This window comes from Nitratireductor mangrovi (genome assembly GCF_007922615.2).
GTDB classification, from domain to species: Bacteria; Pseudomonadota; Alphaproteobacteria; order Rhizobiales; family Rhizobiaceae; genus Mangrovimarina; species Mangrovimarina mangrovi.
In genome coordinates this window covers 4406418-4427858 of the sequence record NZ_CP042301.2, presented here as the reverse complement: position 1 = coordinate 4427858, position 21441 = coordinate 4406418, and the positions used below count along the sequence as shown (strand labels likewise).

Here is a 21441-nt window from a genome sequence, read left to right as displayed (position 1 = left end):
ACAAGCGGCGGCTACCGACAGTAGCCAAAGCAGCGACAGATCGTGCGGCCACGACCGACTTCCTTTTGGGCCTCAGAGCACGCCGACCGGCAATGCAGTCGTCTCGCGTATCTCTTCCATGACGAAGGATGCGGAGCAGTCCGACAGCGGGACCTTGGCGATCAGGCGCTGGTAGAGCCGATCGTAGGCCTTCACGTCGCGCACCCTCGCCCGCAGGACGTAATCGAGATCGCCGGACATGCGGTAGATGCCCGTGATCTCGGGCAGCGACATCACCGCCGAACGGAACTTTTCCAGCCAATGCGGCTCGTGGTTGGACGTGCGGACGAGGATGAACACCGACAGGCCGCAATCGAGCTTCTCGGCGTCGACCAGTGCCACACGAGCGGTGATGACGCCAGCCTCCTCCAGCATCTTGACCCGACGCCAGCAGGCGTTGCGCGACAGGCCGACACGCTCCGACAACTGCTCGGCCGACAAGGTGGCGTCCCTTTGCAGCGCGGCGATGATCTTGCGATCAATCGTATCGATTTCGAGGCCCATCTTGGGATGAATGTCTCAAATACCTGGCGAACGCAAGGACAGATTGGGAAACAATCAAACCACGGACAGGATATTCTGCACGGAGAAGATCGCCGCTCGCGGCGCCAACAAGACGGGGAACAGCATGACCGCACGCATCGCCAGGCTCTTTACCGATCATCCCGGCTCTATCGACGAAACCTATCTCGGCCACATGGCCTTCGCCGCCTGGTTTGCCTCGCGGCTGGCGCTCGCAGCGGGCGCGGCGCTCGTTCACGCTTTCTTGCCGTTTCTGTTCGAGACTACGGCCAGCCGGATCGTGCGCGAACTTTACGAACGCACCAGCCGGCGCGGGCGCGGCTCCTGATCGCCCGGAAAGAGGCGCGGGGCCCTTTCGGCAGCCGCAACGGGGAACATTCGATGTGCCGCTGGGCTGCCTATCTCGGTCCCGAACTCTTCCTCGAGGACATCGTCACGGCGCCGTGCCATTCGCTGATCGCGCAGAGCCATCACGCGCTGGAAGCCAAGACGGCCACCAATGGCGACGGCTTCGGCATCGCCTGGTATGGCGAGCGGCCGGAGCCGGGGCTCTATCGCGACATCCTGCCGGCCTGGTCCGATGCCAATCTGAAAAGCCTGTGCCGGCAGATCCGCTCAGGCCTTTTCCTGGCCCACGTCCGCGCGGCGACCGACGGCGCCACCAGCCGCGCCAACTGCCATCCCTTCGTCTCCGGCCGCTGGTCGTTCATGCATAACGGCCAGATCGGCGGCTTCGACAGGATGCGGCGGCGGCTCGAGGCCAGGCTGTCCGATACCGCCTACGACGAGGTCCAGGGCACGACCGATTCGGAGCTCTTTTTCATGCTGATGCTGGAAGAAGGCCTCGAAAGCGATCCCGAGCGCGCTTGCGCTCGAGCGGCCGGAGCGGTCGTTGCGGCGGCGGAAGCGGCCGGCGTGCCGGTTCATCTGAGGCTGACGGCGGCGTTTTCGGACGGCGAGAGGCTGTACGCGGTGCGGTTTGCGACCGACAACCACGCGCCGACCCTCTACATGACCGAGATGCGCGACGGCGGCCGTTCGATCGTTTCGGAGCCCTATGACCGAGACGGCGCGGAGTGGCACGCCGTGCCGCCGTCGAGCTTCGTCACCTTGACAAGAACCAGCGCCTCGATCCGGCCGTTCGCGCCCTCCATGCAGGCCGCACGACTGGCAAAGGTCGGCTAGTCCGGCCCGCTAGTGCCACTGGAAAGTCACCGCGCCGTCGGCGACGAGATCGAGATAGGTCTTGTGGCCGATGCATTTGGTCGCCGCCTTCTTGTAGTCGCGGACATGCGCATCGATGGTCTTGCGAGCGTAGGCGCGCAACTTGGGGTTTGCCGCCATTTCGCAGCGCGCAGCCTCGCGCGAAAGATGGCCAAGGCCGTCGAGTACCGGGTAATAGAGCTGTTCGTTGATATGGGCGAGATCGCCAGGGAACGGCGTGAAGTCCGAGCGACGCGGCATGTGCGAGGCCCAGTGGTCGAGCATATCCCTGGTGGTCTCGTGCAGGCAGTCCTCGCGGACATGGCGCCAGAACGGCTCCTCGCGCTGGCCGACATAATGCAGGTTGATGAAGATACGGAAATCGTTGAGCTGGCGCGCGACGACGGCGTTGTATTTGTCCCGCATGCCCTCCGTGGCCGCGCAGGCACCGCCGAGGAAGAATTTGGTGAACAGCTGGATCTGGACCACGGTGCCGTGGATCGAGGTCGCTTCCAGCGGCTCGAGGAAACTGGACGAAAGGCCGAGCGCCAGGCAATTGCCGATCCAGGCGCGATCGAGCCGGCCACTGTCGAAGCGCAGATCGGCGCGCGGCTCGATCGGGCGCCCGAGCACGCGCTCGATCTCGGCCTGCGCCTCTTCGGGGCCGATGAATTCGTCGCTGTAGACATAACCGCAGCCGATACGGTCCTGGGTCGGAATCGACCACATCCAGCCCGCTTGCTGCGCCCAGGCAAGGGTGAAGGGCGAGACGTCGCAGCCCTCCTCATGGTCAAGCCAGAACGGCATCGCCCGGTTGACCGGCAAGTGTTCCCGATAGGAGATCCACTTCGCGCCCATGCCCTCGCCGATCAGCTTGCGTCGGAAGCCGGTACAGTCGATGAAGAAATCGCCGGCAAGTTCCGAGCCGTCGGTCATCACCAGCGCCTCGATGTCGCCGGTTTCGCCGTTCCTCTTCAGCTCCGCCACTTCGGCGTCGACGCGTTCGACCCCTTGCGTAATCCTGCGCAGATAGGCGCCGACCCTGGCCTGGTCGAAATGGAAAGCATGCTGGAACGGCCCGGCCGGGATCAGTTCGTGATCGTCCTCGAGGCCGAAGGGCGACTTCTGCCGCTGCATGAGTTCGCCGAAGAGGTGGATGTCCGACACCCTGGTACCGCTCGACACGGCCTGGATATGCAGCATCGATTGCTGCTCGCCGGGCATGAAGTCGCGACAGAGCGCGAGGAGGTTCGGATCGTCGATCGGTCCGTCATAGGAATGGCCCTTGCGCTTCCAGTCCCTGTGGCGGATGCCGAACTTGATGGTGGCGCCGGTCTCGCGAACGAACTCGGTTTCGTCGACCCCGAGATCGTGCAGCGCCTGGCGGAAGACAGCGGTCGTACCCTCCCCGACCCCGATGGTCGGGATGCGGCTTGATTCGACCACGCTGATCTCAAGTTGCAATTCGTTCTTCGCGGCATGACGCTGCAACATCAGCGCCGCGATCCATCCGGCCGTCCCGCCTCCCACGATGACGAGCCGGGTCCCCCCGGTCTTCATATGCGTCCCTGATCCTCCCTCATCCCCGATGGGCATCCAACGGACTTGCGGTTCGCCTGTCAACCGTCGGCAGTAAAACCGTAGGGGAGGAGGAGCGGGCGACGCCGAACGACGTCGCCCGGGCCTTCTCAGGCCAGGATCGAGAGCCATACGGCTTGCAAAAGGCTCCTCAGCGGCCAGCGCCTTTGCGAATGGCTCTTGCACGATCATCTCATCCCGATAGGCGGCCAAGAGAGGGAAGCGATCGCGATCGATCGCAAAGCCGAAATAGTGGTAGTTCACCAAGGTGGAAACGAGCGCGATGTCGGCAAGGGTCAAGCCATCGCCGACCAGGAACGGCCGGCCACACACCGATTCGAGATATCCGAAGACGCCGGGGAGGACCTCGTTCAAGATGCGGCCGATTTCCGCGTGGTCGGTTTCCTGTCCGCGGCCGGTCGGCTGCAATATCTTCTGGAAGAACAGGCCGTGGACGATGTTGCGAAAAACCGCTCCGCCGGCGTAGCTCTCGAACCAGAGGCAGCGGGCGCGATCGCGCGGCCGATCTGTTCCAGCGTCAGTCCGAGTTCCTTGAGCGCCAGGATGGCGTTGAGGCGCGGCAACTGGCGGACACTGTAGTAGCGATAGCCGGTCGCGCGATCGACATGCTCGGGATGCAACAGGCCAAGTTGGTCATAATAGCGCAGTTGCCGCCCCGACACCTGGGCGATCTGGGCAAACTCGCCAATCCTGAACATGTTTCACCGCCAATTCCGAAAAGCTTCGTGCATTGTGTGCGGGTTTGACGCGGCGTCAAAGTCAAGCCTCGACGAGAAAAAAGAACGCGGCTGGCGATACCGGCAAGCGTGTACGCTTTCGATGCGGCGCGACCTGCGATATCAAGACAAGGTCGCAGATGTCGGGAGGTGTCATATGAGCCAGCAGACCGAGGCATTCGCCGGCAACCGGCGCGCGGCTAAGAACACGGCCGAGCGCACAGTGACATCGCGTCATGGGGCGACCCTGGCGGGAACGGCCATGCTCGTGCTCCTGCTGTCGTCGACGGGAGCGGCCGCAGCGAGCTGCAAAAGCTCGCCCGAGCCGGGGATCGACTGGCAAGGCTGCAAGAAGGCCAATTTGATCCTGCAAGGGGCTGACCTCAAGGGCGCGACGCTTGTGAATACCGATTTCAGCGAAACAGACCTGCGCCGTGCCGATCTGCGCGATGCCAATATGGAAAAGGCAACGCTGTTGCGGGCATCGCTCGCCGGCGCCAATGCCGACGGCGCGAACCTGGCCAAGGTCGAGGCCTATCGCATCGACCTCTCCGGCGCCTCGGCCAACAACGCATCGTTTGCCAGCGCCGAACTGCAGCGCGGCAAGTTCATCGACGCCTCGCTGAAGGACTCGGACTTCCAGAAGGCCGAATTGGGCCGGGCCGAATTCACCGGCTCCGCGTTTGCAGGCAACAGCTTCGCGCTTGCCAATCTGTCACGGGCCGACTTTCGCGGCGCGACGATCGAGGGACCGATCGATCTTTCCGGTGCGTTCCTGTTCCTGACACGGTTCGAGGGCATCAATCTGAGCAGCGCCACGGGGCTCAACCAGGAGCAGATCGACATCAGTTGCGGAGACGAGGGCACCGTGCTGCCGGAAGGACTATCAGCGCCCGCCGGCTGGCCCTGCACCTTCGAATAGGCAAGCAAATTCCCGTTCGACAGGCGCGCCGACGGCCGGTATAAGCCCGCCGACCCAAGGATATCCTCGAAATGGCCGAGACAATCGACAAGGCGGTCGCGCGCCGCCGCACCTTTGCGATCATTTCGCACCCGGACGCGGGCAAGACGACACTGACGGAGAAGCTGCTGCTTTTCGGCGGCGCGATCCAGCTTGCCGGCGAGGTGAAGGCGAAGAAGGACAAGATCCAGACGCGTTCCGACTGGATGAAGATCGAGCGCGAGCGCGGCATCTCGGTGGTTACCTCGGTGATGACCTTCGAATATGGCGATCACGTCTTCAACCTGCTCGACACACCGGGCCACGAGGACTTCGCCGACGACACCTACCGCACGCTGACGGCGGTCGATTCGGCGGTCATGGTGATCGACGCGGCCAAGGGCATCGAGCCGCGCACGCTGAAGCTGTTCGAGGTGTGCCGCCTGCGCGACATCCCGATCGTCACCTTCGTCAACAAGATGGACCGCGAGACGCGCGACCCGTTCGAGATCCTCGATGAGATCGAGGCCAAGCTGGCGCTCGACACAGCGCCGGTGACCTGGCCGATCGGGCGCGGCAAGACCTTCGCCGGAACCTATCATCTGGCGGACAATGCCGTCAGGCGCGGCGACGACGAGGTGGAGCGTGTCAAGGTCAACGGGCCGGATTCCAACCGCGTCGCCGGACTGCTGCCGGAAAACGAGCAGCCGGATTTCATCGAGGAGCTGGAACTGGCCCGCGAAGCATGCCGCCCCTTTGACCTGCAGGCTTTCCGGGAAGGCCATCTGACGCCGGTCTATTTCGGCTCGGCGCTCAGGAACTACGGCGTGCGGGACCTGATCGAGGCGCTCGGCGCCTTTGCGCCGCAGCCGCGTGCGCAAGAAGCCGATTCACGCAGGGTCGACGCGGCGGAGGCGAAGATGACCTCCTTCGTCTTCAAGATCCAGGCCAACATGGATCCCAACCATCGCGACCGCATCGCCTTCGTGCGCGTGTGCTCGGGCAAGCTTTCGCGCGGCATGAAGGCGAAACTGGTCAGGACCGGCAAACCGATGAGCCTGTCGGCGCCGCAGTTCTTCTTTGCCAAGACGCGTGTCACGGCGGACGAGGCCTTCGCCGGCGATGTGGTCGGCATCCCCAATCACGGCACGCTGAGGATCGGCGACACGCTGACCGAGGGCGAGGAGATCAACTTCCGCGGCGTGCCCAACTTCGCGCCGGAGATCCTGCGCCGCGTCAGGCTGGGCGACCCGATGAAGGCGAAGAAACTGAAGGAAGCGCTGCAGCAGATGGCCGAGGAAGGCGTCGTGCAGCTGTTTTCGCCCGAGGACGGGTCGCCGGCGATCGTCGGTGTTGTCGGCGCCTTGCAACTCGACGTGCTGAAGGAGCGGCTTGCCAATGAATACGGGTTGCCGGTCGACTTCGAAGCGGCGCGATTCTCGGTATGCCGCTGGATATCGGGCGACAAGGGCGAACTGCACCGCTTCATCGAGGCGCATCGTGGCGACATCGCCCGCGACCTCGACGGCGACCCGGTGTTCCTGGCGCCGCACGAATTCGGCCTCAACTACGAGGCTGAACGCTGGAAGGCAGTGCGCTTCGACGCGGTGAAGGATTATCAGGTGCGCGAGGCGAAGGCGGCGTAGGCGCACCGGCGCGGAAACAAAATCCGAGCAACACCGTTATCCCGGATCATTTCCGGGAGATCCGCATGGATGTCGTTCGCATCCTTTCCTCTATCATCCTTCCGCCGCTTGGCGTGTTCCTGCAGGTGGGCATTGGTCTGCATTTCTCGCTCAATATCCTCCTAACGCTGCTGGGCTACGTGCCCGGCATTATCCATGCGGTATGGGTGGTGCTCAGGAAATGAGCGCGTTGCAGCGGGCGCACGACGGGGTTCTGGAACAGTCATCCGACCCCGGAATCAGGGAACTGGACGATCTCGCCTGGCTGCTGGACGCACGCTGGCGCATACCAGGCACCGGCATCCGCTTCGGTGCAGATGCGGTGGCCGGCCTGATCCCCGGCATCGGCGATGCCGCGACCGGCCTGATTTCGGCCTATATCGTGCTGCGCGCCGCCCGCCATGACGTGCCGAAACATGTGCTGGCGCGCATGGTTGGCAATGTCGTCGTCGACACGGTGGTCGGTTCCGTGCCCGTGCTCGGGTCGGTCTTCGACCTGTTCTTCAAGGCCAACCGGCGCAACGTCAGACTGCTGCGCCAGCACCTGGAAAAGACCGGACGACCGCACGCCCGGTGAACCTGCCGCTATTCCGCCCGCTGGTGAATGCCAATGCCGGCGGCCGCAACGCTCTCGCCGGCAAGATGATCCACTCAATCACTAAAATGCCGGTCGCCAGAGGCTACTGAACCCGGGCTGGCGCCCAGCCGGCGCGATGCGCACGCGGAGGCTCTTTGCGATCGCGAGGAGCTGGGATCGGGAACCAGAAGGCACGTTGGGCGTTAAAGTGTCACCTTATCGGGAGGCAAATCCATGAACGGTATTATCTATCTCGTCGGCCTGGTGGTCGTGATCATGTTCATCCTGTCGCTGCTCGGCCTCGCTTGAGCGCCGGCACAGCCTTACCCGACAGGAGAACAACATGGCCATGACAGAAAACACCGAAGCGCTGGTCGTTGCAGAAACCGGCAGCAACGAACATACCAGCTATGTCGACTGGCCGGCGATCATCGCCGGCGCGATCCTGGCATCCGCGATATCTCTCGTGCTCCTGGCCTTCGGCTCAGCACTGGGACTCAGCTTGACCTCGCCATTCGAGAATGAGGGCCTATCTGCCATCGGTTTGGCAATCGCCTTCGGCCTGTGGCTCGTCTGGGTCCAGGTGTCGAGCTTCATGGCGGGTGGCTATGTGACCGGCCGGCTGCGCCGGCGCCTGTTCGACGCGACCGAGCATGAATCGGACGTGCGCGACGGGATGCACGGGCTTGCGGTGTGGGGAACAGGCGTGGTCATCGGCGGACTGATGCTGACGTTCGGTGCCACCGGCGTGCTTGGTATCGCGGCCGGAACCGCGGGTAATGCGGCTGGTAACGCGGCGGCTGCTGCAATCACAGAGCTGAGCGACGAGGACAGGATTGGCTACGCTGTGGGCTCGGCCTTCCGCGCGAGCGCACCCGGCGAAACTGATCCCACTGACGCGCGCGCCGATGCCACATCGATCATCGCCAACGGCATTGCCAACGGCGAAATTCCGACATCTGACCGCGATTATCTGGCGACGCTGATCGCGCAGCAGACGGGGCTCCCGGAAGAAGAAGCGCAGGCGCGCGCCGACACGCTCGTGTCTTCCGCGCAGGCAATTGCCGAGGAGGCCAGAATTGTGGCCGAGCGGGCTCGCAAATTCTCGATCGTGGCAGCCTTCGTTGCCGCAGCATCGCTCGCCATCAGCGCCGTGGGCGCCTGGTGGGCAGCCGGATGGGGCGGCAGGCATCGCGACGAAGGCACTGTCGTGCCGGTGTGGTTTGACCGGCTGCGCTGACATACAGCGAAAGGAGGTTCCGATGCGCTCGATATTGCTCTGGCTACTTGGCGTGCCGATCCCGATCATCATCCTGATCGCACTGCTTACGTGAAGTCCGGCCGGGGCATTTTGCTCCGGCCCTCACCCCCGCCGCTCGGGCCATACCGGATGACAAGGGCGAACTGCACCGTTTCATCGAGGGACATCGTGGCGGCATTGCCCGCGACCTCGACGGCGACCCGGTGTTCCTGGCGCCGCACGAGTTCGGCCTCAGAACGGGTGCAGTCTCAGCCATCCCTACTGGAACTGCATCCAAACGGCGAAACGATGCCGCGTGATCAACACGCAGATTTCGCCGAACAAGCCGGACCTGCTGAACCGGACGAAGCTCAACATCGGCACCAACTAGGTTCGCGACAGGAGCCGCCCGGCTGCGCTATGCTCGGCCGAGCATCGCGGAAGACCGGCAATGATCGACAAGAAGGCCATCGACGCGCTCTGCGCATGGATGATCGACGGGGCACGACCGAGCGCCAATGCACGCGACATCATCGAGGGCATCTGCCGCCGGCTCACCGCCGCCGGTGTGCCGATCGGCCGCTTCGCCCTGTTCATCAATACCCTGCACCCCAACGTCGCCGGGCGCCGTTTTGCGTGGACGCCGGAAGAGGGGGTGACGCTGCGCGAAGGCGGCCTCGGCCTCTTCACGATGGACGAATACGTCAACAACCCGCTGCCGCTGGTGACCTCGAAGCAGGTGACGCTGCGGCGACGCCTGACCGACCCCGATGCCCTCTCCGAATATGTCATTCTCGGCGAACTGGCGGCGGAAGGTTTCACTGACTATCTGGCGCAGCCGCTGATCTTCACCACCGGCGAAACGCACGCGGCGACCTTCTCGACCAAGGCGGAGCACGGCTTCCCGGAAGAGGCCATCGCGGCGATCGAGCATATCCGGCGGCCGCTGGCGCGCCTCGTGGAGGCCTATCTGCTGCGGCTTAACGCGGCCTCGATCCTGTCGGCTTATGTCGGCCGCAACAGCGGCGACCAGGTGCTGGCCGGCAAGGTGCATCGCGGCGACGGCGAGGAGATCAAGGCCGCGATCCTGTTCACCGATCTCGTCGGCTTCACGGCGCTGTCGAACCGCCATTCCGGGCCGGAAATCGTAACCCTCCTCAATGACGCCTTCGACGTCATGGTGCCGCCGGTGGAAGAACGCGGAGGGGAGATCCTGAAGTTCCTCGGCGACGGCTTTTTCGCAATCTTTCCGTATCGACGCGAGGAGGACGTCGCCGGCGCGGTGAAGGCAGCGAGCGAGGCGGTGATGGAGGGCGAGGCGAGGCTTGCCGAAAGCGAGGCGGGCAAGACTGCCGGCTTCCGCTCCGCGATCCATGCCGGGCGTTTCCACTATGGCAATATCGGTGGCGCCAACCGGCTCGATTTCACCGCGATCGGCCGGCCGGTCAATTATACCGCAAGGCTCTTGTCAGCGGCGTCGGCGCTGGCGCAAAAGCGGGTCGCCTCTGCCGAAACCGCGCCGCATCTGTGCGTGCCGCCGACGCTCGCCGGCGAAGTGCCGTTCAAGGGCTTCGACGGTCCGCAGAAGGTCTTCGCCTACTGACGAGGTGACACGAGCGACACGTCTACGTGCGCTCCGTGTAGGTCGCCTCGTAAGACATCGGGAAATTCACCGAGCGGGCGATGTAGCAATATTTGTGAATCTCGTGGTGGATCGCATCGGCGCGCACCAGGTCAGCACCCGCGGCGACCTCGATGCGCGGTCGCAACGTGGCGCGCAGGAAACGCCCAGCTCCGCTCGGCTCGCTTTCACCCGTGGCGAGCGGCTCGTCGACATAGGAATGCACGACGATGCCGGCATTGCTGGCGAGGTGCAGGTACCAGAGCATGTGGCAGGCCGAGAGCGCTGTGAGCAGCAGGTCCTCGGGATTGGGCAAGGTCGGATCGCCGCCGAGCAGCGGGTCGTTGGAACATTTCACGACCGGCTTGCCGGGCGTGCGGATTTCCCAGGTACGGTCATATCCCCGATAGGTCTTCGTGCCCTCGCCGCGATTTCCGGTCCAGTCGACGCGGCAGGTGTAGTCATGCTCCTTGGCCATGCCATCTCCTTTCGGTTCGCGGCGGCGAATATCGAGTGCACGCGCGATTGGCGATAGGGCCAGATGCATCTTGCCACCGGACAGCTCTGTCCCGGCTCGTGGACGCCAGCACGCTTGCACCGCAAAGAATTCGCGCCTCCCGGCCCGCGAGCGGATTTTCGTTCTGCGCACCGCGTCATGGCGCCACCTTCATCCTCGAATCGTCATGCGTTTCGGCTAGAATGGCTGCAAGGATTTTTCCGGGATTTCACCCGGAGCAAAGCAAGGAGACGCATCATGGGCCTTCGCATCAACGACACCGCCCCCGACTTCACCGCCGAGACGACCAAGGGCACGATCAGCTTCCACGACTGGATCGGCGACGGCTGGGCCGTCTTGTTCTCGCACCCGAAGAACTTCACCCCGGTCTGCACGACCGAACTGGGCACCATGGCCGGCTATGCGCCCGAGTTCGCCAAGCGCGGTGTCAAGATCATCGGCATTTCGGTCGACCCGGTCGAAAGCCACGCCAAGTGGAAGGCCGACATCAAGGTGGCGACCGGCTTCGACGTCGACTACCCGCTGATCGGCGACAAGGCGCTTGAGGTGGCCAAGCTCTACGACATGCTGCCGGCCGAGGCCGGAGATTCGTCAGAAGGGCGCACGCCGGCCGACAATGCCACGGTGCGCTCGGTGTACGTGATCGGGCCTGACAAGAAGATCAAGCTGGTACTGACCTATCCGATGACCACCGGCCGCAACTTCGACGAGATCCTGCGCGCCATAGATTCCATGCAGCTCACCGCCAAGCATCAGGTGGCCACGCCTGCCAACTGGAAAAACGGCGAGGACGTCATCATCACGCCTGCCGTTTCCAACGAGGACGCCGAAAAGCGTTTCGGCAGCTTCGAGACGGTGCTGCCCTATCTGCGCAAGACCAAGCAGCCTGGCGCCTGACCGCTAAACCCAAGACGCATTGACAAAAGGCCGGCCGCCGCGCCGGCCTTTTTCACCAGAAAATATTCAACCACCTGGTTGACAGTTATCATCCCTCCTTTAATTAAACCATATGGTTGAACAAAGCGAACGTCTCGACGCCATCTTTCACGCGCTTGCCGACGGCACCCGGCGCGGCATGCTGGCGCAACTGGCCATCGGCGAGCACAGCGTCGGCGACCTCGCCGCGCCGCACACGATGAGCTTCGCCGGAGCTTCCAAGCACGTGAAGGTGCTGGAACGGGCCGGCCTGGTGCGGCGCGAGGTGCGCGGGCGCACGCATTGGTGCCGGCTCGAGGCGGCGCGGCTCGCAGAGGCCCAGGCCTGGCTGAAGCACTATGAGCGTTTCTGGACCGAAAGGCTCGACACGCTCGCCGCCCTGCTTGAGGGGAAGGATGAAATCTCGACGAACGGAGATACGACATGACAACCGCAGACATGGTTTCGTTGACGGTCAGGCGTCGCTTCGCCGCATCTGCAGAGCGCGTCTTCGACGCCTTCCTTGACACGGCCATGGCGCGCATGTGGATGTTCACGACACCCGACACCGCGATCTCGCGCTGCGAGATCGACGCGCGCGTCGGCGGCCGGTTTACCATGATCGACCACCGCCCCGATGGCGACATCGAGCACGTCGGCGAATATCTGGTTATCGACCGCCCGCGCCGGCTTGTCTTCACTTTTGCCGTGCCGTCCCTCAGTCCGGACTATGACCGGGTCGAGGTCGACATCACGCCGGACGGGAATGGTTGCGTGCTGACGCTGACCAACGTGATGACGCCCGAAGTTCACGCCGAGTGGGGCGACAAGGTGCGCGAGGGTTGGACGATGATGATCGGCACGCTGACCAACCTGCTCGACGCGGAACAGGAAGCTCCGGCGGGCAAACCGTAAACAACGGCGTTTCGTCCAAGGTCGAGGTGAGGGAGTAGCATCCGCCGCATCGACTTGCGATCAGTTGGCCGGACGATGGCCACGAGAGCGAGGTGACCTTCGATCTTTTTGCCGCCTATGACCGAGGGCCGCCCACCCTGGCGGGCTCTGCGGTCTATTGCCCCGGCCTCGGCCGCCTGAAAACAAGCGTCGGCTCGCCATGATAGGCGGTTCGCGTCTCCAGTCGGTAGCCGGCCTTCTCGGCGAGGCGGATCGAGGCAGCGTTCTCCGGATGGATGATGCAGACGGTGGAGGCATGGCCGAGGATACTGTCGCCCCAGTCGTGAATGGCCGACACTGCTTCGCCGGCAAGGCCGCGCCCGTGCATCTCGGGCAAAAGCATCCAGCCGGCCTCCGGAGTGCCGGCGAAGGACGGCGCGATGTCGCGCTTCAGGTCGTGAAAGCCAGCCTCGCCAATGAGCCGGCCGCAGGCCTTGTCCTCGATCGCCCAGAAACCGTAGCCGAAAAGCTGCCAGTGGCCGCGGTAGCGCAAGATCCTGATCCAGGCGTCCTCGCGCCCGAGCGGCCGTCCGGTGGTGAAGCGGGTGACCGCCGGATCGGCCCACAGGCCCGCATAGGCATCAAGATCGTCCGAGCGATGCGGCCTGAGCACGAGCCGCTCGGTCTCGACGGTGGGCATGTGGGAGACGGCAGGAGCCTTCATCGCATGGTTCGCATGAACGGGATTGAATGCACGCGGCTCAGGCAGGATCGCCGGCAAGCCGGGCGGCGACAAGATCGGCCAGACGTGCCGCGACCTCGCCCTTGGTCATCTCCGGCCATTCATCGATTCCGGCTTTGGACACGATGCGGACCCGGTTGCGATCGCCGCCCATGACGCCGCCCGGCCCGACGCCGCTGTCATGCGAGACGTCGTTGGCGACAATCATGTCGGCGCCCTTTCGTTCGAGCTTGGAAGTGGCGTTTTTTTCCAGATCGGCCGTTTCGGCGGCGAAGCCAATCACCAGGCGCGGCCGCTGGTCGTGATGGCCGACGGTCGCAAGAATGTCCGGGTTCTCGACCATCTGAAGCGACGGTGGGCCGTTGCCGGCGACTTTCTTGATCTTCTCGTCGGCCGAGTTTTCCGTGCGCCAGTCGGCGACGGCGGCCACGAAGATGCCGGCGTCGACCGGAAGCAGGTCGAGCACCGCGTCACGCATCTCCCGCGCCGTCTCAACGCGGACGGTGGTCACGCCGGCGGGATCTGGAATCGCTACCGGCCCGGAGACGAGGCGGACATCGGCGCCGAGCGCCGCCAGCGCGGCGGCAATGGCATGGCCCTGTTTGCCCGAGGAGCGGTTGGCGATATAGCGCACCGGGTCGATCGGCTCGTGCGTCGGGCCCGAAGTGACCACGATCGTCTTGCCGGCAAGTGGCCTAGGCGTATCGTCGAAAATGCGCTCGATCGCCGCCACGATCTCGAGCGGCTCGGCCATGCGGCCCTCACCCGCCTCCCCGGTTTCGGCCATCTCGCCCCTTGCCGGACCGACGAAAGCGATGCCGTCCTTACGCAACGTTTCGAGATTGCGGCGGGTCGCCGGATGTTGCCACATCCTGGGGTTCATGGCGGGCGCGGCAAGCACCTTCTTGTCGGTCGCCAGGAGCACCGCGGAGGCAAGATCGTCGGCAAGCCCGTTCGCCATCTTGCCCAGGAGATCAGCGCTGGCCGGCGCGATGACGATGAGGTCTGCCTCACGCGACAGGCGGATATGACCGACATCGTGCTCGGCCTGGCGGTCGAAAAGGTCGGAAAAGACGTGGTCGGCGGTCAGCGCCCCGACCGCGAGAGGTGTGACGAACTCATGCGCGGCGCGCGTCATCACGCAGCGCGCCGAGGCGCCGCGCTCGCGCAGGCGGCGGATCAGGTCGAGGGACTTGTAAGCGGCAATGCCGCCGGAAATGATCAACAGGATACGCTTGCCGGCAAGGTTCATGCGGCGGCCTCCCATGGATTGACGAGGTCGATGCCGCAATTCTCGAAATCGCGGACGTTGCGGGTGACGAGCGGGAGGCCGTGTGCTGCCGCAGTCGCCGCGATCTGCGCATCAGGTTCGGTAATCGGGCGCCCCATCCTGCGCCGCCGCGCTGCGATGCCGGCGTAGTGTAGCGCCTCGTCCTTGCCGTAGGACAGGATACACGCTTCACCACCTGCGTCGATGAACGCCTCCGTCATCGCCGTCAGCGAATCCCTGCGCCGCCCTTGCGACATCAGCGCCAGACCCAGATAGAGCTCGCCAATGACGACAGACGGCAACAGAAGAGCCGCGCGCGGTGTTTCCTCAAGCCAGCGCACAACACCGATATCGGGCTTCGGCCTGAACATCTCGGAAACCACATTGGTGTCGATGACGAACATCCCCTTCAGTCGAAGACCGGCCGATCGCCGGCGATCGCCCTGCGTTCGGGGACGTCAAGGTCGAAGGTGCCGTATTTTTCCCGCAGCTTGCGGATGTCCTCCCAGGCGCCATGCGAGACTGATCGGCCGCCGCCGGAGAGCTCGTCCAGTGCGATACCGGAACTCACCACGGCACGCAGGATCGATCGAGCCTCCTCTTCCATCGACGCGCCACGCCGGGCCGCCCTCACCCTCAGGCGGTTCTTTACATCGTCGTCGATGTTACGGATCGTCAGTGACGCCATTTCTACCAGCCTCCAGTTGATTGCAATGTAAGCATTGCTAGCAATGCAGTCAAACCAGCTTCCAGGCGATCCAGACCAGTGTCGCGGCGATCACCCACAGCGCCAGGCGGCCCGAACGCGAGGCGCGGGCCTCGGCCTTGCCGATCGCCTTCGCTGTGGCGTCGTCGAAACGCAGGCCGTCCTCGGCCATGGCGTCGATCTCGCGCGACAGCTTCTCGGTGCGTGCTGCCAGCTCCGGCGCCTGGCGGGCCAGCGAAAGCGCAGCGCTCAGACCATCGCGCGCATCCGACAGGACGGCGCGGGGGCCGAGATGCGAAGTGATCCATTCGCTGACCACAGGCTCGGCCGCCTTCCACATGTTGAAGGAGGGGTCGAGCGAGCGCGAAACTCCCTCCACCACCACCATGGTCTTCTGGAGAAGGACCAGTTCGGTGCGGGTGGTCATGTCGAAGAGTTCGGTGACCTCGAAAAGCAGCGTCAGCAGCCGCGCCATCGAGATCGTCTCGGCCGGCTGGCCGTGGATCGGCTCGCCGATGGCGCGAATGGCCTGGGCAAAGGCGGCGACATCGTGATTGGCCGGCACGTAGCCGGCCTCGAAATGGACCTCTGCCACGCGGCGATAGTCGCGGGTGATGAAGCCGTAGAGGATCTCGGCCAGGAACCGGCGCTCCTTCTTGCCGAGCCGGCCGGTGATGCCGAAATCGACCGCGACAATCGTGCCGTCGGCTTCCACGAACAGGTTGCCCGGGTGCATGTCGGCGTGGAAGAAGCCGTCGCGCAAGGTGTGCCGCAGGAAGGTCTGGATCAGCGAGACGGCCAGCGCCTTGAGATCATGGCCGGCGGCGCGCACGCCATCGAGGTTCGAGAGCTTGACGCCGTCGATCCATTCCAGGGTCAGCACGTCACGGCCGGTGCGCTCCCAGTCGACGGCCGGCACCCGGAAACCCGGATCGTCCTTCGTGTTTTCCGCAATCTCGGAAAGGGCGGCCGCCTCGAGCCGGAGGTCCATCTCGATCTTGGTGGTCTGGGCGAGCGTCTCGGTCACTTCCACCGGACGCAGCCGGCGTGCAGCCGGGATGAAACGCTCCTGCAGGCGCGCGGCGACGAAATAGGCTTCTAGGTCGTGGAAGAAGCGGCGCCGGACGCCAGGGCGAATGACCTTGACGGCGACCGGCGCGCCGGTCTCGGCAAGGCGCGCGCGATGCACCTGCGCGATCGAAGCGGCGGCCACCGGCTCGCCAAGCTCCTCGAACAGTTCGCCGACCGGCCGCCCCAGCGACCCCTCGATCGCCGCGACCGCTTGCGACCTCGGGAAGGTCTCCATGCGATCCTGGAGGTTGGCGAGGTCGAGCGCGACTTCGGCGCCGACCACATCCGGCCGCGTGGCAAGGAACTGGCCAAGCTTGACGTAGGACGGCCCGAGCCGGGCGGCGGCCTTGGAAAGGTTTTCGGATCGCTCACGGCCGGCCGCGCGCCGGCGGGCAAACAGCTTGGAGACACGCCAGCCGAGTTTCGGCAGGCCGACGAGCTGGTCGCCCGGCAGCGCCACGAAGACGCCCTCGCGCAGCATGACCCAGCCCGCGCGCGCGAGCCGGAAATAGGCCCCGACCGTGGTCATTGTGCCAGAGCCCTCAAAGCTTCCAGCCCGAATGCAGTGCCGCGATGCCGCCGGTGTAGTCGCGCCAGGTGACCCGGCCGAAGCCGGCGGCCGAGATCATCGCCGCAAAGTCACGCTGGTTCGGGAATTTGCGGATCGATTCGACCAGATAGCGATAGGGCTCGCCATCGCCGGCAACCGCCTGGCCAATCCGCGGAATGGCGCGGAACGACCAGAACTCGTAGGCGCGGTCGAGCAGCGGCATGTCGACCTCCGAAAATTCGAGGCAGAGGAACCGGCCGCCCGGCTTCAGCACCCGGAACGCTTCCTCGAGTGCGCGCTGGATCGACGGCACGTTACGGATGCCGAAGGCGATTGTGTAGGCGTCGAAGCTGTCGTCGGCGAAAGGCAGCTGCTCGGCATTGGCCTCGACGAAGTCGACTTTGTCGCCGAGGTCGCGCTTTGCGGCGCGCTCGCGTCCGACGGCCAGCATCTCGCCATTGATGTCGAGCACGGTGGCATGCGCCTGGCGGTTGGACGCGTCGACGATGCGGAAGGCGATGTCGCCGGTGCCGCCGGCCACGTCGAGCACCTCGTAGCCCGGCCGCCGCGGCGGGTTGAGCCAGGTGACCATGGCGTCCTTCCAGACCCTATGGAGGCCGCCGGACATCAGATCGTTCATCATGTCGTAGCGGCGCGCCACCTTGTCGAACACGGCGTTGACCAGCGGCTGCTTTTCGCCCGCGCCGACGTCACGGTAGCCGAAAGAGCCTTCCATGCCGCCGGCGGCGGTCGTGCGTTTTACGGACATGATCCCGATCCAGAGAAAACGGCGGGACCATAGCCGATGATCTTTCGGGGCGCTATTGTCATCGGCGCGGTGATCCGCCGCGCCCAAATCACCGAAGCCGAGGCATCATGATCCTGAAAGCGGAGCTGCATTGTCACATCGAGGGAGCGGCGGCGCCCGACCTCGTCGAAAGGCAAGCCCAGAAATACGGCGCCGACGTCTCCGGGTTCATCGCCGATGGTGCGTTCATCTGGCACGATTTTACCAGTTTTCTGGCCGCCTACGACGCCGCCGCGAACCTCTTCCGCGACGAGAACGACTATGCGCGCCTGGCCGAGCACTATCTGACCAGCCTGGCGCGCGAAGGCGCCATCTATGCCGAGTTCTTCACCTCGCCGGACCATGCCGAGCGCGCCGGGCTGTCGCCGGCGGCCTATACCGCGGGGCTTGCCGAAGGAATGCGCCGCGCCAAGGCCAAGACCGGCATCGAATCGCGCATGATCGTCACCGGCGTGCGCCATTTCGGCGTGGAGTCGGTGGAAGCAGCGGCGCGCTTCGCCACGCGCTGCGGCGAGCCGCTGGTGACCGGTTTCGGCATGGCCGGCGAAGAACGCTTCGGTCAGGCTGAGGATTACGTGCGCGCCTTCGAAATCGCTCGCGAGGCGAAACTGGGGATCACCGTGCATGCAGGCGAGTTCGGCGGCTGGGAAAGCGTCCAGGACGCGCTCGACCATCTGAAGCCGGCGCGCATCGGCCATGGCGTGCGCGCCGTCGAAAACGCCGAGCTGGTGCGAAGGATCGCGCAGGAAGGCATCGTGCTCGAGTGCTGCCCGGGATCGAACGTGGCGCTCAACGTCTTTGACGGCTTCGACAACCACCCCTTCCCGCGCCTGCTGGCGGCCGGCTGCAAGGTCACCCTGTCCTCCGACGATCCGCCCTATTTCGCCACCAGCCTCGCGCGCGAGTACGATTTCGCCAGGCAGCATTTCGGCCTCGACGCCAAGGCGCTCAACGCCATCACGCGCACGGCGATCGAGGCGGCCTTCGTCGACAAGAAGACCAAGGCGGCACTTCTGGCGCGGCTGCCGGCAATGAAATGAGGCAGGTATGACCATCGCGCGGAAGAATGTTGTGCTTTTTGGCCCGTCGCTCGTTTGACGGTCTCGGGCAAAGGGCTAGAACGGCAACAAGCGCACAAAAAAGAGGGGAACCCGGCTCCATGCAAGGCGTCACCGTCGTCGACCATCCGCTCGTCCAGCACAAGCTCACCATCCTGCGCAACAAGGAAACCTCGACCGCTGGTTTCCGACGCCTGCTGCGCGAGATATCGCTGCTTCTCGGCTACGAGGTGACGCGCGAGCTGGAACTGACGACAACCACGATCCAGACGCCCCTGCAGGAGATGCAGGCTCCGACGCTGGAGGGCAAGAAGCTGGTCTTCGCCTCGGTGCTGCGCGCCGGCAACGGGCTTCTCGAAGGCCTGCTCGACCTGGTGCCGGCAGCGCGCGTCGCCCATGTCGGACTTTACCGCGACCACGACACGCTGGAAGCGGTGGAATATTTCTTCAAGGCGCCGGGCGACCTCGCCGACCGTCTCGTCATCGTCGTCGACCCTATGCTGGCGACCGCCAATTCGGCGATCGCGGCCATCGACAAGCTGAAGGAACGCGGCGCCACCAATCTGCGCTTCCTGTGCCTGCTGGCCGCGCCCGAAGGCGTCGAACGGTTTCGCAAAGCGCATCCCGACGTGCCGATCGTGACGGCGGCAATCGACGATCATCTCAACGACAAGGGCTATATCGTGCCGGGGCTAGGTGATGCCGGCGACCGCATGTACGGCACAAAATGAGCCGTTAACCGGCGGTTAAGACTGCGCGCGAATTGGGCGGCGCCAGACGTCACGGTTAAACGCCGATCAATCAATCGCGCCTATGCTGGCCGTCCGGAAAGGTGAACGGCATGCGCAAACTGATCGCCCTCAGCATCATCGTCGGATGTTCGGCCTCGGTGCCGCTGATCTACCAGACGAAACCGGAACTGTTCCAGGCGCTTGTCCGCGACCAACTTTCGAGCGCCAAAGAGGTGGAAGCCGAGCAAGACACGCTGCTCGCTGCAGCGCGTGTTCCCGTCCGCGAGCAAAAACAGCTGACCGGCAGGAGGGTCGAGGTGCCGATGGATTCGCGCGGCCACTTCCTCGCCGAGTTCAAGATCAACGGACGCCGCACCACCGCGATGATCGATACCGGCGCGACGCTGGTCGCATTCAACGAGACGACTGCGCGGCGTCTCGGCATCCAGCTTTCCCCGAGTGAATTCCGCTACCAGGTGAACACCGCCAACGGCACCGTGTCGGCCGCATCGGCAAAGATCGACAGCCTGCAGATCGGCCGCATTCACGTCGAGGACGTCGATGCGCTCGTGCTCGAGGACAAGGCTTTGTCGGCGACGCTGATCGGCATGAGCTTTCTCAACAGGCTGCAGAAGTTCCGCGTCGAGAACGGCGCCATGCTCCTTGAACAATAGGCGGCCGGTTCAGTCCCCTGCCGTAATGCGACGCAGCACTGCCTTGCGACGCGGCGGTCGCGATGGCGCGAGCTCGTAGGCGGCAAGCACCGCCTTTACCGCCCTCGCCGCTTCCGCATCGTTGCGCGCATGGACCATGGCAAGCGGTTCGCCCTTGGTTGTTTCGGCGCAGACCGGCAAAAGGTCGGTCAGACCGACAGCATGGTCGACGGGGTCGCCTGGCCGGGTGCGCCCGCCGCCGAGCGCCACCACCGCGACACCGACAGCGCGGGTATCGATCGCGGTTACGAAGCCGTCGGCAGGGGCCGGCACCGGGCGGATCACCGGCGCGACCGGCAGGTGGACGCGGCAGTCCTCCATGAAGTCGGCAGGGCCGCCGAGCTCGGAAACCATGCGGGCAAAGTGTTCGGCAGCCGCGCCGCCGTCGAGCGCGGTACGTGCCTTTTCCTCGGCCTCGCGATGCGACTTCGCAAGTCCCGCGGCTACGAGCATCTCGCCCGCAAGGGCAAGGGTAACCTCCTCAAGGCGGGGATCACGACTGCGCCCGGTCAGAAAATCGACCGCGTTGACCACTTCGACGGCGTTGCCGGCGGCCGATGCGAGCGGTTCGTTCATGTCGGTCATCAGCGCCGTGGTCGACAGCGCCGCGCCATTGGCGACCTCGACCAGGCTGCCGGCAAGAGCAGCCGCGTCGCGGCTTTTCTGCATGAAGGCGCCGTTGCCGGACTTGACGTCGAGCACCAGCGCCTGCAGCCCGGCGGCCAGTTTCTTGGACAGGATCGAGGCGGTGATCAGCGGGATCGACTCGACCGTCGCCGAGATGTCACGGATGGCGTAGAAACGCTTGTCGGCGGGCGCCAGTTCGCCGGTCTGACCGATGATCGCGCAGCCCGCCTTGCGCACTGCACGGCGGAATTCGGCATTCGACGGCTGGCTCTTGTAGCCGGGGATGGAATCCATCTTGTCGAGCGTGCCGCCGGTATGGCCAAGGCCGCGCCCGGAGATCATCGGAACATAAGCGCCGCACGCCGCGACGATCGGGGCCAGCATCAGCGAGACATTGTCGCCAACGCCTCCCGTCGAATGCTTGTCGACGATCGGGCGGTCGAAATCCGCCCAGGACAGCACGTCGCCGGAATCACGCATGGCAAGCGTCAACGCGACGGCCTCTTCGCGGGTCATGCCCTTGAAGAACACGGCCATGGCGAAGGCCGCGACCTGGCCCTCGGTGACCTTGCCGTCGATCATGCCCGAGACGAAGGCGGCGATTTCGCCTTCATCGAGCGGCTCGCCGTCGCGCTTCTTGCGGATGAATTCCTGCGGGAGCATCAGGCTGACGCCCCCTCCACCGCCTCCGGCGGTC

Annotated in this window: 25 protein-coding genes and 1 pseudogene; 14 read left to right on the top strand and 12 right to left on the bottom strand. The window is 64.7% G+C overall.

Annotation, left to right across the window (positions count from 1 at the left end):
• Positions 1-72 precede the first annotated feature (72 nt).
• Positions 73-543, bottom strand: coding sequence for an Lrp/AsnC family transcriptional regulator (locus FQ775_RS21735; protein WP_146299397.1), 471 nt, complete (start codon positions 541-543; stop codon positions 73-75).
• Positions 544-667: 124 nt separating this feature from the next.
• Between FQ775_RS21735 and FQ775_RS21730 the strand changes: the two genes are divergently transcribed.
• Complete coding sequence (locus FQ775_RS21730) at positions 668-889, top strand: DUF6356 family protein (RefSeq protein ID WP_146299398.1); 222 nt, start codon at positions 668-670, stop codon at positions 887-889.
• Positions 890-942: 53 nt separating this feature from the next.
• Complete coding sequence (locus FQ775_RS21725; RefSeq protein ID WP_146299399.1) at positions 943-1746, top strand: class II glutamine amidotransferase; 804 nt, start codon at positions 943-945, stop codon at positions 1744-1746.
• 9 nt (positions 1747-1755) lie between these two features.
• On the opposite strand, the gene FQ775_RS21720 is transcribed toward FQ775_RS21725, so the two are convergent.
• From FQ775_RS21720 to FQ775_RS24205, 3 genes and pseudogenes are all read right to left on the bottom strand, one after another.
• Positions 1756-3324, bottom strand: coding sequence for a tryptophan halogenase family protein (locus tag FQ775_RS21720; RefSeq protein ID WP_246730211.1), 1569 nt, complete (start codon positions 3322-3324; stop codon positions 1756-1758).
• Between the two features lie 258 nt (positions 3325-3582).
• A pseudogene (locus tag FQ775_RS24210) lies at positions 3583-3717 on the bottom strand (glutathione S-transferase family protein); the annotation flags it as partial.
• Positions 3714-4061, bottom strand: coding sequence for a MerR family transcriptional regulator (locus FQ775_RS24205; protein WP_146299401.1), 348 nt, complete (start codon positions 4059-4061; stop codon positions 3714-3716). The gene FQ775_RS24205 and the pseudogene FQ775_RS24210, both read right to left, overlap by 4 nt.
• A 280-nt stretch (positions 4062-4341) precedes the next feature.
• Between FQ775_RS24205 and FQ775_RS21710 the strand changes: the two genes are divergently transcribed.
• The 6 genes from FQ775_RS21710 (at position 4342) to FQ775_RS21685 (ending at position 10124) form a co-directional block, all read left to right on the top strand.
• A complete protein-coding gene (locus FQ775_RS21710; RefSeq protein ID WP_246730406.1) occupies positions 4342-5001 on the top strand; it encodes a pentapeptide repeat-containing protein in 660 nt (219 codons plus the stop codon).
• 71 nt (positions 5002-5072) lie between these two features.
• Positions 5073-6665 (top strand): peptide chain release factor 3, encoded by a 1593-nt coding sequence (locus FQ775_RS21705; RefSeq protein WP_146299402.1) that lies wholly within the window; start codon positions 5073-5075, stop codon positions 6663-6665.
• A gap of 65 nt (positions 6666-6730) precedes the next feature.
• Positions 6731-6889: a YqaE/Pmp3 family membrane protein gene (locus tag FQ775_RS21700; RefSeq protein WP_146299403.1), complete on the top strand. Its 159-nt coding sequence runs from the start codon at positions 6731-6733 to the stop codon at positions 6887-6889.
• Positions 6886-7281, top strand: coding sequence for a DUF4112 domain-containing protein (locus FQ775_RS21695; RefSeq protein WP_146299404.1), 396 nt, complete (start codon positions 6886-6888; stop codon positions 7279-7281). The genes FQ775_RS21700 and FQ775_RS21695 overlap by 4 nt, the downstream gene beginning before the upstream one ends.
• Positions 7282-7624: 343 nt before the next feature.
• Positions 7625-8521 carry a hypothetical protein gene (locus FQ775_RS21690; protein WP_146299405.1) on the top strand — a complete coding sequence of 299 codons (897 nt, stop codon included), beginning with the start codon at positions 7625-7627 and terminating at the stop codon, positions 8519-8521.
• A gap of 451 nt (positions 8522-8972) precedes the next feature.
• Positions 8973-10124 (top strand): adenylate/guanylate cyclase domain-containing protein, encoded by a 1152-nt coding sequence (locus FQ775_RS21685; RefSeq protein WP_146299406.1) that lies wholly within the window; start codon positions 8973-8975, stop codon positions 10122-10124.
• Positions 10125-10146: 22 nt separating this feature from the next.
• On the opposite strand, the gene FQ775_RS21680 is transcribed toward FQ775_RS21685, so the two are convergent.
• A complete protein-coding gene (locus tag FQ775_RS21680) occupies positions 10147-10620 on the bottom strand; it encodes an OsmC family protein (RefSeq protein WP_146299407.1) in 474 nt (157 codons plus the stop codon).
• Between the two features lie 276 nt (positions 10621-10896).
• Here FQ775_RS21680 and FQ775_RS21675 point away from each other — a divergent pair, with 276 nt between their 5' ends.
• The 3 genes from FQ775_RS21675 to FQ775_RS21665 all read left to right on the top strand — a co-directional run bounded on the left by FQ775_RS21675 (position 10897) and on the right by FQ775_RS21665 (position 12489).
• Positions 10897-11556: a peroxiredoxin gene (locus FQ775_RS21675; RefSeq protein WP_146299408.1), complete on the top strand. Its 660-nt coding sequence runs from the start codon at positions 10897-10899 to the stop codon at positions 11554-11556.
• A gap of 112 nt (positions 11557-11668) precedes the next feature.
• Positions 11669-12022 carry an ArsR/SmtB family transcription factor gene (locus FQ775_RS21670; protein WP_146299409.1) on the top strand — a complete coding sequence of 118 codons (354 nt, stop codon included), beginning with the start codon at positions 11669-11671 and terminating at the stop codon, positions 12020-12022.
• Positions 12019-12489, top strand: a complete 471-nt coding sequence (locus FQ775_RS21665; RefSeq protein ID WP_206064795.1) for an SRPBCC family protein — start codon at positions 12019-12021, stop codon at positions 12487-12489. Before FQ775_RS21670 ends, FQ775_RS21665 begins: the two co-directional genes overlap by 4 nt.
• Positions 12490-12643: 154 nt before the next feature.
• Here the strand turns inward: FQ775_RS21665 and FQ775_RS21660 are convergent, their stop codons facing one another.
• The 6 genes from FQ775_RS21660 to ubiE are packed head-to-tail and all read right to left on the bottom strand — an operon-like array spanning position 12644 to position 17576.
• On the bottom strand, positions 12644-13192 hold the full coding sequence (locus FQ775_RS21660; protein WP_146299410.1) for a GNAT family N-acetyltransferase: 549 nt from the start codon (positions 13190-13192) through the stop codon (positions 12644-12646).
• 37 nt (positions 13193-13229) lie between these two features.
• A complete protein-coding gene (gene coaBC / locus FQ775_RS21655; protein WP_146299411.1) occupies positions 13230-14462 on the bottom strand; it encodes a bifunctional phosphopantothenoylcysteine decarboxylase/phosphopantothenate--cysteine ligase CoaBC in 1233 nt (410 codons plus the stop codon).
• Positions 14459-14884, bottom strand: coding sequence for a type II toxin-antitoxin system VapC family toxin (locus tag FQ775_RS21650; protein ID WP_146299412.1), 426 nt, complete (start codon positions 14882-14884; stop codon positions 14459-14461). Before FQ775_RS21650 ends, coaBC begins: the two co-directional genes overlap by 4 nt.
• A gap of 5 nt (positions 14885-14889) precedes the next feature.
• Positions 14890-15168, bottom strand: a complete 279-nt coding sequence (locus FQ775_RS21645) for a FitA-like ribbon-helix-helix domain-containing protein (protein ID WP_146299413.1) — start codon at positions 15166-15168, stop codon at positions 14890-14892.
• A gap of 49 nt (positions 15169-15217) precedes the next feature.
• The gene (ubiB, locus tag FQ775_RS21640; protein ID WP_146299414.1) at positions 15218-16786 is read right to left on the bottom strand and encodes a 2-polyprenylphenol 6-hydroxylase; all 1569 of its coding nucleotides are present in this window, start codon (positions 16784-16786) and stop codon (positions 15218-15220) included.
• 13 nt (positions 16787-16799) lie between these two features.
• On the bottom strand, positions 16800-17576 hold the full coding sequence (gene ubiE, locus FQ775_RS21635; RefSeq protein WP_146299415.1) for a bifunctional demethylmenaquinone methyltransferase/2-methoxy-6-polyprenyl-1,4-benzoquinol methylase UbiE: 777 nt from the start codon (positions 17574-17576) through the stop codon (positions 16800-16802).
• Between the two features lie 107 nt (positions 17577-17683).
• On the opposite strand from ubiE, the gene FQ775_RS21630 reads away from it, so the two are divergent.
• The 3 genes from FQ775_RS21630 to FQ775_RS21620 all read left to right on the top strand — a co-directional run bounded on the left by FQ775_RS21630 (position 17684) and on the right by FQ775_RS21620 (position 20078).
• The gene (locus tag FQ775_RS21630) at positions 17684-18655 is read left to right on the top strand and encodes an adenosine deaminase (RefSeq protein WP_146299416.1); all 972 of its coding nucleotides are present in this window, start codon (positions 17684-17686) and stop codon (positions 18653-18655) included.
• 119 nt (positions 18656-18774) lie between these two features.
• Entirely contained in the window at positions 18775-19404 is a 630-nt protein-coding gene (gene upp / locus FQ775_RS21625; RefSeq protein ID WP_146299417.1) for a uracil phosphoribosyltransferase, read from the top strand.
• A gap of 110 nt (positions 19405-19514) precedes the next feature.
• Complete coding sequence (locus FQ775_RS21620) at positions 19515-20078, top strand: retropepsin-like aspartic protease family protein (RefSeq protein ID WP_146299418.1); 564 nt, start codon at positions 19515-19517, stop codon at positions 20076-20078.
• 9 nt (positions 20079-20087) lie between these two features.
• Here the strand turns inward: FQ775_RS21620 and deoA are convergent, their stop codons facing one another.
• Entirely contained in the window at positions 20088-21407 is a 1320-nt protein-coding gene (deoA, locus tag FQ775_RS21615) for a thymidine phosphorylase (protein ID WP_146299419.1), read from the bottom strand.
• Positions 21408-21441 lie beyond the last annotated feature (34 nt).